The organism is Thermaerobacter litoralis, from assembly GCF_054654595.1.
On record NZ_BAAIES010000009.1, the window covers coordinates 219,184 to 232,256 of the forward strand.

A 13,073-nucleotide genomic window follows, 5' to 3' on the forward strand; every position below is an offset into this window, starting at 1 on the left:
TGGGCCTGGTGCCGGGCCGAACTGCAAGATAAGATCGCTACGGCTGCGCTGCATGGTGAAGGATGGAGGCGATGATGCCGGACACCCCGCGACCGCGGGGGAATACCATGCGGGGATTATGGCGCTGCCTTTTTTCCCAATTGGATACCATGTTGCTCGTGAGATGCTTCATCGCACCTGTAATGACCACCACAAAGGTCGCCCCACGGAGCAAGCGATCGACATCGCTCTGGGACAGATTCCTCTCCCATGAAGGCGGGACCTCTGCCACCGAGCGCAGGTGGCAATGGCGTTTAAGGATGTCCACCACCTTCTCTCGCACCCTCTGGGTTCCGCCCACGATGGCCACCCGGTGATCCATAAGACTGGGCCATTGATCGACGCCCGCAAGGTGCTGGAAAAGCTGTGCCGGTTCCGCCCTGGATCCAAACATACCCTTCTTCTCCAGCTCGCAACGCTCGTTCATGTAAAGCTCCCAAAGTTCCCGGGCGCCATCTTCCCGCCCCGATGCCTGTAGGGCGATACAAGCATCCTCGATAACAGTCGCATCGGCACCGGCGGACTTGCCAATCTCAGACAATGCCAGGTTTTCAATTTCCTTCAGCACACGGTTCCCGGACCCCATCGATGTGAGAATGTCCATGAGATCCCGGGAGGACAGGTTGGACTTCCGTGCATATTGCTCATAAAACGACCAGCATCGTTCTTCCGCAAATCCATAGGCCTCCATTAAGTCTAGGATCGCGTCTACCAATGCCCGATTTGAAACACCGCTATACTCGACGAGGCACCTGACCTTCTCCTCGTAGAGGTCCCTCGACCGGTACATTTCAATTCCCGACGACAACCTTTCAAGATGCTGGTCCAAAAATGCAAGAAGTTCATCACGGAGCCGAATGATCTCTACGGCATCCTTAACAGCTTGGCGATTGTTAGGATTTGCTTGAACAGCTTTCTTGATATATGATTCCGCCAAATGCGGCTCAAGATCTTTGAAGGCCAATGCCAATAGATGATAGACCTCGCTCAGACGATATCCTTGATCTTCTAGCTGTTTGGCGATGACCATCAGGTCCTCAACCTGCCCAAGCTCAAGATAGGCCTGGGCCAGATGAAGCTTCATTTCGTTAGTCTTTTGTGGCACCGGTTCAAGTAACCGGACAACGAGGTCAGGGTGGTTCTGCAGAACATGAACGGCCCACTGCGCAAGGCGGTCTACGCTGCTCTCATCCAAGCGCAATAACGCGTTAGGGGAGATCTGGATTGCCGTCCGTAAGGTCTCTTCCGTCGGGGAAAGAAGATGGAGAGAAATCAGACTCAAGGTTGTCTCAGCAAAAATATCCCCAGCCAACCGCCGTATTCGCATAATCGGTCCACCATAATTATCCAACTTGGATCGTCCAACCTGATGAATTAGCGGTTGAAGGGCAGAGTGAAGCTCCTCCATCCGGTCCGCAATCTCCTCAAGGTGATGACCATCTATATGGGGTTTCATATGCTGGCCGGCGGCGGGGCGGTCGATGGTATGACCATCGCCCCCTTCGTGGTCAACAATGACGTCCAGTGCAGACTCATCCATTGGTACATCGTTTTGTCTTAGCGGGAAAGCGTCTTCGTCCTCTTCTTCACCGTCTTCGTATTCATCGTCACTATCGTCTTCATGGTCATCGGTGTTAGCCTCATAATCCTCGTCACCGTCTTCGCAAGGTTCCTCGTCTTCGTCATTCAATTCATCGTCCTGTTCATCGATCGGTTCGTCGAATCCATCCTCCTGGTCTTCTTCGTCTTGATCGTCATCTTGAGACGTAAGACCGAGGTCATATTCCTGATCTGGCACTTCGTCCCCGTACAATATCTGGCTGACTCCAATATCTAACTCCCACGCAGCCTGTTTCACAATTCCGGCAAAGTCGACGGCTCGGAGGTCGTTCTTTCCCCACGGCTTGTAGACGAAGAAAAAGTATGAATACCCTTGGGAATAACTTTCATACGGTCCCTTGAACCGCCATCCACAGGTCGCGATAAGCTTTCGCGCCTCTCCCTCTGATATATCGCCCAGCCAGACGCGCAACTGAAAGGAGTATGTTTCATGCTGTACGATCATCGCTTTCACGCTCTTCATGCCCCCTTTGCGGTGCAGCCGTCTACGTCTCCAAACAACCGGCGAAAGGGACCCCAGAGGCAATGATGGGCAACCGGGTTGAACTGAGCCGCCCGGCCACAGGAACCGGAAGGTTCAAGGTCAAAAAGGTCAAACAAGAGAGTGAAATCAGCCTTGGCCGTTCCACTGAAGGAGGCTTCTCATGCCAGGATTACGCAATTTACCGTCTTTCTTCCTCTTCAACGCCCGCATCTTCACCGCCGATCCGCAGCTACCGGAAGCGACGGCCATGGTCGTGGAACACGGTCGCATCCGCTGGATCGGCCGCCAAGAGGATGCCAATCCCGGCTCGGGATTGGCCACCGTCGACCTCCAAGGACGGCGGGTGATTCCCGGCATCGTCGACGCCCACATGCATCCCCTGTTCCTCGCCCAGACCGCGGAGCAGATCGCCTGCCTGCCGCCGGCCGTCCACTCCGTCGACGACATCGTCGCGGCCGTACGCCGGCGACGGGAGGACCTGGCGCGTAACCCGGGGCATCAGCCAAACCCGCCGTGGATCCTGGGCTGGGGCTACGACGAGGGGAAGCTGGCCGAAGGGCGTGCCCCCACCCGCTGGGACCTGGACCGGGGGGCCGCCGACGTGCCGGTGGTCATCACCCGCATCTGTTACCACGTGGTGGCGGTGAACAGCAAAGCCCTGGAACTGGCGGGGATCACCCGGGAGACACCGGACCCGCCGGGTGGCCGGATCGACCGGGACGAACGCGGCGAACCGACGGGCATCCTGCGGGAATCGGCCCGCCATCTGGTCCTCGACCGCATCCCCAATCCCTCCCCCGAGGCCTGGGCGGAGATGCTGGCCGGCCTCAGCCCCTACCTCTTCGCGCGGGGGATCACCGGGATCACCGACATGATGGCCCGGCGCCATCCGGTGGACGACCTGGAACTGTACCGCATGGCTCGGACCCGGGGGTTGCAGCAGCGGGTGGCCCTTTACGTCCTCTGGGACCACCTGCAGAAGGACGGCGAGGAGGGCGGCGCAACCGGTGGTCTGGGCGTGGACCCCGATCCCCAAGGGGGAGGCGCAGCAAGGGGCGGGGCCCCTGTCCTCCTGCCCTATGAGCCGATCGATCTGGACCCCCGCCAGCCGGTCTTCGTCGCCGGGATCAAGGTCTTCGCCGACGGCAGCATTTCAGGACGTACCGCCTGGGTCGATCCGCCCTATCGAGGGGATGGTAGCCACGGCCTCCCCATGGTCACTTCCCAGGAACTGCGGGCCGCGGCCGCCGCGGCCCGGGGAGCCGGCGTGCAGCTGGCCGTCCACGCCATGGGGAATCGCGCCATCGAGCAGGTGGCCGGCACCCTGGTGGGCCTCCCGGCATGGCTCGCCGACGGCCCCTCCATCCGCATCGAGCACGCCACCCTGGCCGGTCCCGAGGCGATGGTCCAGGCGGCCCAGGCGGGGATGGCCTTTGTCCCCCAACCGATCTTCCTGTTCGCGGAGATCGAGAGTTATGTCAACAACCTGGGGGAGGAACGGGCCGGGTGCGCCTACCCGCTGCGGTCAATGCTCGACGCGGGCGTCCGCGTCGCCCTCTCGTCCGACGCGCCGGCCACCTCGTGGTCCGACCCGGCCAATCCCTTCGTCAACGTGAAGATGGCTGTCACCCGGACGGCCTCCGACGGGCGCCAGGTGGGGCCGGGCGAGGCCATCCCGCCGGCCACCGCCCTGGCCCTGTACACCCGGGAGGCTGCCCGGGTCCTGCGCCTCCCGGGCGTGGGCCGGCTGGCCCCGGGTTTCGCCGCGGACTTCGTCGTCCTCGACCGGGATCCCCTGGCCGTCGAACCGGAGGAGATCGATACGGTGCAGGTGCTGGCGACCTACATGGCCGGCCAGCGGGTTTACGAAGCATAGCCTTCCGGATGGGTGGGTATCGCGTCGTCGCGTCGCCCCGCCGCTGCGAACGGCTCCGTGTCCTGGGGCGCCGTTGCCACCCTTCTCCCGGATGGGCACAGGCGTCGTCCCGCTACATGGCGAGTCGAGGGGGCAGATCGTGTCGGGGCGGCCCGCTGCGCAAAAGGAATCCCAGTCTTTCCCACCGAACGACACCAACGACACAAGGAACCACAAGTAACAAGGTGGCGCCTCACCAACTCGGCAGGTGCGATGCCTCCGAAGGACGGAACCGGTGCGGGGCGTCCATCGTCGATGGATGAATGGGGGCGGTGGTCAAGGTGGAGCCACAGAGCGGGTCGACGGGCCGGATCGTCCGGCGTAGTGAGGGCACACCCCCTCAAGGGGGTGGGTCGTTGCTCCTGGCGCCGATCACCGCCGGCATGCCCGTGGCGGACACCCGGAGCAGGCAAGACGATGCCACCACCCCCCCAGGACCCGCGCCCCGGCGGCGCCGCTTTCTCCCACGGGCCCTCGCCGCGCTGGCGGTGGTCGCGACCCTTCTCGCTGCCCTGATCGGGGCCGGGTTGCCCATCTCCCGCGCACAGGCTGAGACCGGCGGTTCGCCGGCTCCCGGCTCCGGCTCCGCCCCCGCCTCCGGTTCCCCCCTCTCCCTGGAGGTCCTGGCGGGGTACGGCCAGCAGCCGGCCGGCGGCCCCTGGATTCCAGCGAGCATAACCATCACCAACTCGGGATCCGCGCCCTTCCGCGGCACCCTGGAGGTCGCCGGGGTGGAGGTCATCCTCCAGGGGCCGTTCGCTGGCATGCCGCCCGCCGCCAGCCCCTCCGCCCTGACCCGGGATCTGGTGCGATGGAGGCATCCCGTGGAGGTCCCGGCCGGGGCCCGCCGCACCTTGACGGTGCCCGTCCCCACCCAGGGTGGGATCACCGTCATGTCCCTGGAAGCCCGGCTCCTGGATGAAGACGGCGACGTGGCGGCCTGGTCCACCGTTCCCGTCCCGGGGGGCGCGGCGACCGACATCCGGGTGGCCCTCTTGGCCCCCCGGGACATCCCGTACCTGGCGGCCCTGCCCGCTCCGCGCGGCGGCCACGTGACGGTGGACCGGATCGACCCCCAGCTCGCTCCCCGGACCGCGGCGGGCTGGGCCAACTTCGACCTGGTGGTCCTGGACGGGGCGGCCTCCTGGCGCGACCTGGATGCCGCCCAGCAAGCCACCCTGGCCCTCTGGGTCCAACTGGGCGGAACGCTGCTGGTCGGCACCGGCCCTGACGCAGGCACCGTCGCGGCCAGCCTGGGCCCCGAACTCTTCCCCTGGAAGGTCGCGGGCTCCGTCACCGTCGACACCTTTCCAGGGGCGGTCACCTGGGCGCGGCGCCTTGAGCCCGACGTCCCCCCACCGGGACGAACCAGCGCCGTCGCCGCGATCCTGCGCCCGCTTGGCGGAGCCGAGCCCGGCACGGGGGCGTCGGGGGATCGGTCCTCCGCTCCGGGTTCGAGCGAAGGTCAGGGGGAATCGGATGAGGACCAGCGGGCCCGCGCCCCATCCCCGGGCGCCACCCCGCCCCCGAGCCTGGCTCTGGCAGGCCCGCAGGGGGCCGCCCCTGCCGGGTACGTGGCCCAGGCCGGCGCCGGTCGCGTCTACGCCTGGTCGACCCGGCTGGACGCCGAACCCTGGCTCAGCTGGAGCGGGACCCCGGCCGCCCTGGCGGCCTGGCTGGGCGCCGATCTCCGGCCGGCCACCATGCGCCAGGCCGACCTGGTCTGGGCGAGTTACGGCATGGGGTCGGGTCCCGTTCCGGGCACCTCCGGCCGCACCAACCCGGTTCCCTACGCCACGGCGCTGGATGCCGGCGGCCCGCCTTTCCTGTTCCGGACGGTGCTGGGCGGGCTCGTCCAGCTCAACATCTACACTCCCCACACCGATGCCCTGCTGACGGCCGTGGGCGACCTTCCCGGCTTGCAGTTCCCTGGGCCTGCTGTCCTCCTGCTGGGGTTCGCCGCCTACCTGGTCCTGGTGGGGCCGGTCACCTTCCACGGGATCCTGCGCCGCCGCCGGCCCCTGGCGTGGATCGTGGTCCCCGCCCTGGCCGGGGCCGTCATCGCAGGTTCCTACGTCAGCGGCATCCTGGCCTCCCGGGACACGCCCCGCACAGCCGCCGGGTTCCTCCTGCTGGATGCCGGGGGCACCCGGGGATCCTGGTCCGGCCTGGTCGCCGCCTACCGGCCGGGGGCGACCGCCGCGGTCACCGCTCCCGCCGGCGCCCTGGTCGTGCCGGTCTTTCGCCCGCAGGGCGCATCCCTCTTCAGCCCGCCCTCCGCCCTGGCCCCCACCGTCGAGGTGGAACCGGCGGCCGCCGGCCAGCGGGTGCGCTGGGCCCGGCCGGGGGCCGGACGGGTCGACCCGGTGACGGTGCAGTTCGACCTGGCCCTGAAGAGGACGGAAGAGGGACCGGGCCTCGTCGCCCGCGCGAGGCCGGCCGGCGAGGACCGCTGGCGGCTGCAGGTGGTCAACGGTCTTGACGTGCCGCTGGCCCAAGTCGCGGTCCTCCAGGGGGATCGGGTCGTCCACCACGTCGGTGATCTGGCCCCCGGACAGGCGGCCGAGGCCGTCGTCCGGATCGACCCCACGCCCCCTCCACCCTCGTGGCCCCCCGGCTTCGGCGGGCCCACCCTCCCCGCCGGCTCGGGCGGCGGGAGCGGGGCCCAGGCCCAGCGCCAGCACAACCACCTGCGACAGGCCATCCAGAGCCTCGCCGGCGCCACCCAGGGCGGCGTGGTCCTGGTGGCCGGGGTTGAGGGCACCCCGGTCCTGCTGGGGCAGGCGGCTGGCGGGCACGGGGCCGGCGGGCAAGATGCCGCAGGCGAGGCGGAAAGCGGTGAACGGGCGGGGTCTGCCGGGGCGGACCGGCCGGCCCCGGCCGCGGCCGGAGCGCCCGCCCTTCCCCTCCACCCGCCCTCCACCTGGGACCGGCACGGGTTCACCCTGGTGGTGGCGCCGGTGCAGGTCGACCCCCTGGGCGGAGCGGGCGCGCCCCCGGCATCGCGGGAAGGAGCGGCGCCGGGGCCGCCTTCAGGTGGGCCCTCTAGCCGCACGTCCCTCGCCGGCACCGGCCTGTGGCCGCTGGAGGCCACCCAGATCCGGGCCCAGCAGGTGATCTCGGCCGACCCCCAAGCGGTCGTGCTGGAGAACGGGACGGTGGAGCTGGAGTGGCGGCCTCCCGAGGCCGTGGCGGCCCGGGCCCGGCGGCTTCGCCTGACCTTCGATCACCTGCCGTCCCGCGGGCCGGGATCCCCGCTGGTCGAGGCGTCCCTGGACCTCTACGACTTCACCGCCGCCCGCTGGGTGACGGTCAAGGCACCGGGGGTGTGGGAAGCCCCCGGGGAGGCGCCCCCGGCCGCGACCGCCGGGATCACCTTCGGCCCGGCCCGGTTGGAGCTGGAAGGCCCGGCCCTGGGCCGGTTCCTCCCGCCGGGAGGGCGCCTCAGCCTGCGCCTGCGGGGACCTGACGGCGCACCGGTGATGGCGGTCCTTCCCCGCGTGGAACTGGAGGTGACCCCGTGAGCCCCCAGCCCAGCGGCGTTCCAGCCTCCCACGGTGAACCCGCCGTCGTCACCCGCGACCTGCGGCGCACCTTCGGCAGGGTTCAGGCCCTGGGCGGCATCGACCTGGTGGTGCCCCACGGCGCGGTCTACGGGTTCATCGGACCCAACGGAGCCGGCAAGACCACCTGCCTGCGGATCCTGGCGGGCCTGCTGGAGCCCACGGGCGGCGAGGCCCGGGTCTGCGGGATCGACGTGGTCCGCCAGCGGGACGCCCTGCCTGGGGTGCTGGGCTACATGCCCGATTTCTTCGGCGTCTACGACGACCTGACGGTGACCGAGTACCTGGACTTCTACGCCGCCTGCTACGGCTTGCGCGGCCCCGCCGCCCGCCGGCGCCGGGACGCCCTGCTGGACCTGGTGGGCCTGGCTAGCAAGGCGGGGGCGATGGTCCACACCCTCTCCCGCGGCATGAAGCAGCGCCTGGGCCTGGCCCGGGCCCTGATCCACGATCCCCAGGTCCTCCTCTTGGACGAACCGGCCAGCGGCCTGGACCCGGCGGCCCGGATCGAGTTCCGGGAGCTGATGAAGGAACTGGCTGCCATGGGGAAGACCCTGATCGTCAGCTCCCACATCCTCAGCGAGCTGGCGGACTTCTGCACCCACGTGGGCATCATCCACGGCGGCCGGCTCCTCCTGGCCGGCACCATGGCCGAGGTCCTGGCCGCCGTTCGCCGCCGCTCGGCCCGGCTGCACCTGGTCCTGCCCCCGGGGGAGGAACCGGCCGCCCTGGCGGCCCGGGCGCGGCGGCTCCTCGAGGCCTTGCCGGCGGTGACCCACGTGGAGCGGGCAGGCGATGGTGCCGGCGAAGAGAGCGGCGGGGCGGGGGCTGGGGGACCGGCCGGCCCGGCGGGGCCGGGCGGGGACGGCCGGGTCGAGCTCATCGTCGATTTCGCGGGTGGTCCCGCCGCCCTGGCGGGAATCAACGCCCGGCTGGTGGAGGCGGGATTCCTGGTCAGCCACCTGGCGGAAGTGGGCGGGAGCCTGGAGGAGGCCTTCTTGTACGCCGTCGAGAGCCTGGCCGGTCTGCCGGCCAGGGTGGACGGGGGAAGGGGGGACGGGCGGTGACCGAACGGCGGGGGTTTGCGGGGTTGGGCCGGTTCCACCGGGTCCTGGTGCCCACAGCCCTCAATCCGATCCTGGAGCTGGAGTTCCGCGCCCGGATGCGCCGGAACCGGACGGTGCTGCTCCTTCTCGGTTACACCGGTGCCGTCGCCGCCTTGTTCCTCCTGGCGGTGGTGCTCTCGGGCGTCACCGACCCGGCGCGGGCGGGGGCCGCGGCCTACGAGATCACCTGGATCATCTTCCAGGTGCTCATGCTGGCGGAACTGGTCCTGATCGGGGCGGTGGCGGGCGCCACCGGGGCCGGCAGCATCAGCGGCGAGCGGGAGCGGCAGACCTGGGAGGTCCTCCTGGTGACGAAGCTGCCCGCCTGGCGCATGGTGACGGGCAAGCTGCTGGCCGCCGTCGCCCTGGCCCTGTGGCTGGTGGTGGCGTCGCTGCCGGTGTTCTTGCCCCTCTTTCGGTTCAACGCGGTCCAGCCCGACGCCCTGGTGCGCCTGCTGATCCACTTCACCGTCAGCGCCCTGGCCTGGGCCGCCCTGGGCCTGTTCTTCTCCACCGTCCTGCGGCGGACGGTGGCCGCGGTGATCGCCACCTACGGCGTCGCCATGGCCTGGGTGGCGTTCACCCTGCTGGCCCGGCCCGTGCTGGACGCCCTGAACCCGCCGGGGCCGCAGGCCGGCGCGGTTTCCCCCCGCCCCCTGGGCCCGCTGGCCGTCGAACTGGCCAGCCCGGTGCTCAGCCTGCTCTACGCCCTGCGCTCGCCGGTGATCGAGGCCTGGAACTGGATTGCTGGCGCCATCGTCCTTGGTCGGGGATCCCTGCCGCCGCCCGGCGTCCGCCTCACCACGGCCGCCCGGGTGGCCGGCCTGCTGGGGCCCGATGGATACTTCTGGGCGTATGTCCTCTGGACGCTGGCCTTCACGGTGCTGCTGGTGGTCGCGACCACCCGGCTGATCACCCGCCGGAGGGCCTGAGCGACCCCGCGGCAGCAGCGGCGGGGGACCTGCGCAGGGGCCGCGGGCCCTCCGCGGGACCCGGAACGTGGGGGGAAGGACCGGAAGGGGCCGTGCAGACCGGTGGGGGCCCGAGGGGATGACCGGTGGGGGATGGAGAGGGGACGCAGGCTATGAGAGCGATGCGGCAGGTTCGAGCCAACCCGTTGGTCCCTTCGGCCGCCGCCCTGTGTGCCGCCCTGTCCCCGTGGCGGCGCCGGCTGCTGGCGCGCCACGTGCTGGGCGGGCTGGTGCGCGGGTTGACCCTGGCCGCCGTCGCCGCCGTCCTGCCCCTTCTGCTCGACCGGTGGGCCGTCGACCCCTGGGGCCGCCGGGCGGCCCTGGGGCTGGGGGTCGTCATCCTGGCCGGAACGGTCCTTCACCTGGGACGAACCCGGCCCGGCTGGGCGTCGGCGGCCCGGGCCGCCGACGCCGCCGCCGGTCTCGGGCAGCAGGCCGTCACGGCCTGGGAGTACGCCGCCGGGGACCTGGGGGCCCGGGGCAAGGGCCGCGCCGTCCGGGCCGGGGCGGGGCGGAGAACCCCGCTGGGTCGCTCGTCCGCCCCGTCGCCACCGGGGCCCCGGCGAGAACCGGAGGCGGCGTCGCGGGACCCCGGCGCCTTCGTCCTGGCTCAACGCCAGCGGGCGCTCGCAGCCCTGGCCGGTGCCGATCCCCGGCGGCTCCCCCTGGCCCCCGCGGGCTGGCGGTCGTGGGCGACCGTGCTGGTCCTGGCCCTGGCCGTGGATCTCGCCCTCTGGCTGGCTCCCCATCCCCTGGCCCCCCTGCGGGCCCAGCGGGCCCAGTGGCGAGCGCAGCTGGCCGAAGCACGGGAACAGGTGGCAGCCGCCCGCCACGCGATCCGGCCGCCGGCGGCAGACCCCGCGACGGTTCCGGCACCCGGCGCCACCCCGCAGACCGGCGATGCCGGACGTCACGGCCCGGCAGGGTCAGAAGGTTCCGGCCAGAAGGGGTCTCACGGCCCAGCAGGGCCGGAGGGTTCCAGCGGGGCGGGGTCCCCGGCGCCGGGTCTTGGCCAGGCCGCGGCCTTGGAACAGGCCCTGGCCGGGCTGGAGGAACGGCTCCGGCAGGCCGAGGCCGATCCCCGGCCCGAACGCCTGGCCCAGGCCGCCGAAGCGGCACGCCGGGCAGCCGATGTGGCCCAGGTGGCGGCCGGCCACGGCGGCCCCTGGGGCGGCGGTTCGCCAGGCTCGCCAGGCTCCCCCGCCGCGGGCGGCTCGGCAGGGGCGGGACCGGCCCCGGCAGCCGGTGCCCAGCGCGCTGGTTCGTCCGCCGCGGGCGGCCGGGTTTCGGGCGACACGGGAGGCCGCCCCGACGCCGATCCCGTCCCTGCCGGGGAAGACCTGGCAGGTCTTGCGGCCCGCCTCGCGGAGCTGGCCTCCGGCCTGCAGCAGCTGGCATGGGACGCCGCGGCCCTGGAGGCTGACTTGACCGGCGTCCCGGCGGCGGCGGGAACCCGCCCGGGGCCGTCAGGAATGGACGGCCTCCCCCTCGCGGGCGATCCCTCCCCCTTCGGATCCCCTCCCGGATCCGGCGCCGCCACCGAACCCGGCGGCTCCGCCAGCGGTACCGGGACGAGCCCCAACGCGGCCGGCTCCGGTGCGGAGGCCGGTGCGGGATCCGGCCAGGGAAGCGGTCGGGGACCAGCGAACGGTTCCGGCGGCGCCGGTTTCGGGGATGGTTCCTTCGCGGGAGGCGGTGGCGGAGCTGGTGGCGGAGCTGGAGGCGGCGGAACGGCCGGCACCGCCGGCCAGGGTGGCGGGTCCTCCCCGGCGGCGGGTGGCTCCAGCTGGGGAACCGAGACCGCGGGTTCGCCGCTGGCCGGTGCGCAGCCCCCGGGCCTGACCGGCGGTTACGCTGCCTGGCTTCCTGGCGCCCAGACCCCCGGTTCCGTCCAGCTCCCCGGCTGGGGCCCGGAGGCCGTCGTCGTGGCACCGGGTCAAGCGGTGCCGGCCCAGAACCTGCAGGGTCCCTGGGGTGCCGAGGCCGCCCAGGACCTGGACACCGGCCTCGGTCACCTGCCCCCCGAACTGCGCTGGCTCATCCGGGCGTATTTCGGCGCCGGCGGCGAACCGGCGCGATGAGGCCGGTCCCTGGATCCAGAAGCCCGGCTGCCGTACCCGGCGCCCTCCGCCCGTCCGGCCGCCGCGGGCCATCCCCCACGCCCGGTGGTTGAGGAGGTTCGATGATGAGGGAGTCCGACCCGGCCGACCGGCCCCCGCCGGTCCCCGAACCCGGTCCCGTTCCCGGTCCTGGTGCCGGTGCCGCCTCCACCCTCCAGAGCGGGCCCGGTGCCGCCTCCGAGCCCGGGGGTGGGCCCGACGGCGCCCCATCCGCCGAGCGCCAGGGCGGGCCCGCTCCGGACCCCGAGCCACTGGCCCGCCGGCTCGACGACCTGGCCGCCGGGCTGTCCCGGGTCCGGGCCGAGGTTCAACGGGTGATCGTCGGCCAGGAGGACGTGGTCGATCAGGTGCTCTGGGCCCTTCTGGCCGGCGGCCACGTGCTGCTGGAGGGGGTGCCGGGCCTGGGCAAGACCGCCCTGGTGCGCGCCCTGGGCCGGGTCCTCGGGCTGACGTTCGCAAGGGTTCAGTTCACCCCCGACCTGATGCCCGCCGACCTGCTGGGCACCCTGGTCCTGGAAGAGCAACCCGGCGGCCGCCGCGGCTGGCGCTGGGAACCGGGCCCCATCTGGGCCCACCTGGTGCTGGCGGACGAGGTCAACCGGGCCACCCCCAAGACCCAGAGCGCGCTGCTGGAAGCCATGGCCGAAGGCCAGGTGACGGCGGGCGGCGCCACCCGGCCCCTCCCCCGCCCCTTTCTCGTCCTGGCGACCCAGAACCCCCTGGAGATGGAGGGCACCTTCCCCCTGCCGGAGGCGCAGCTGGACCGGTTTCTCTTCAAGGTCCTGGTGCCGTACCCCTCGGAGGAGACCCTGGTCCACATCGGCCGCCTGACCACGGGCGTGCAGCCGCCCGAGCCCGCGCCCGTGGCGGCGGGAGAGGCCGAAGTGCGGGAGTGGATGGCCCTGACGCGGGGGGTGTTGCTGGCGGACGAGGTCCTCCGCCGGGCTGCCCACCTGGTGGCCGTCACCCACCCGGACCACCCCCAGGCCCCGCCCGCGGTGCGCCGGTTCGTCCGGTATGGTGCCAGCCCCCGCGGGCTGCAGGCCCTGATCCTGGGGGCCAAGGCCAGGGCCCTGGCAGCCGGCCGGCTCAACGTGGCCTACGAGGACCTGAAGGCGGTTCTTTACCCCGCCCTGCGCCACCGGTTGATCCTGAACTTCGAGGCCGAGGCGGCGGGCGTCGGGCCCGACCAGGTCCTGTCCGAGCTGGCCGCCGTGCTGGACGAACCGGCCCCCTGGCGATGACGGAGGGCGGA

General features: G+C 71.1%; 7 protein-coding genes and 1 pseudogene. 7 read left to right on the forward strand and 1 reads right to left on the reverse strand.

The window, feature by feature from the left end; genetic code table 11:
- Positions 1 to 37: 37 nt before the first annotated feature.
- Positions 38 to 2,113, reverse strand: a complete 2,076-nt coding sequence (locus ACYQ02_RS08080) for a hypothetical protein (protein ID WP_460039943.1) — start codon at positions 2,111 to 2,113, stop codon at positions 38 to 40.
- Between the two features lie 190 nt (positions 2,114 to 2,303).
- Between ACYQ02_RS08080 and ACYQ02_RS08085 the strand changes: the two genes are divergently transcribed.
- The 7 genes and pseudogenes from ACYQ02_RS08085 to ACYQ02_RS08115 all read left to right on the forward strand — a co-directional run bounded on the left by ACYQ02_RS08085 (position 2,304) and on the right by ACYQ02_RS08115 (position 13,062).
- On the forward strand, positions 2,304 to 4,019 hold the full coding sequence (locus ACYQ02_RS08085; RefSeq protein ID WP_460039944.1) for an amidohydrolase: 1,716 nt from the start codon (positions 2,304 to 2,306) through the stop codon (positions 4,017 to 4,019).
- 395 nt (positions 4,020 to 4,414) lie between these two features.
- Positions 4,415 to 7,582 (forward strand): hypothetical protein, encoded by a 3,168-nt coding sequence (locus tag ACYQ02_RS08090; RefSeq protein ID WP_460039945.1) that lies wholly within the window; start codon positions 4,415 to 4,417, stop codon positions 7,580 to 7,582.
- A 140-nt stretch (positions 7,583 to 7,722) separates the two neighbouring features.
- Positions 7,723 to 8,043, forward strand: a pseudogene (locus ACYQ02_RS08095) (ATP-binding cassette domain-containing protein); the annotation flags it as partial.
- Positions 8,032 to 8,688, forward strand: a complete 657-nt coding sequence (locus ACYQ02_RS08100) for an AAA family ATPase (RefSeq protein ID WP_460040330.1) — start codon at positions 8,032 to 8,034, stop codon at positions 8,686 to 8,688. The pseudogene ACYQ02_RS08095 and the gene ACYQ02_RS08100, both read left to right, overlap by 12 nt.
- On the forward strand, positions 8,685 to 9,659 hold the full coding sequence (locus tag ACYQ02_RS08105) for an ABC transporter permease subunit (protein WP_460039946.1): 975 nt from the start codon (positions 8,685 to 8,687) through the stop codon (positions 9,657 to 9,659). The genes ACYQ02_RS08100 and ACYQ02_RS08105 overlap by 4 nt, the downstream gene beginning before the upstream one ends.
- 152 nt (positions 9,660 to 9,811) lie before the next feature.
- Positions 9,812 to 11,779 (forward strand): hypothetical protein, encoded by a 1,968-nt coding sequence (locus ACYQ02_RS08110; RefSeq protein WP_460039947.1) that lies wholly within the window; start codon positions 9,812 to 9,814, stop codon positions 11,777 to 11,779.
- A gap of 104 nt (positions 11,780 to 11,883) precedes the next feature.
- On the forward strand, positions 11,884 to 13,062 hold the full coding sequence (locus tag ACYQ02_RS08115; protein ID WP_460039948.1) for an AAA family ATPase: 1,179 nt from the start codon (positions 11,884 to 11,886) through the stop codon (positions 13,060 to 13,062).
- Positions 13,063 to 13,073 lie beyond the last annotated feature (11 nt).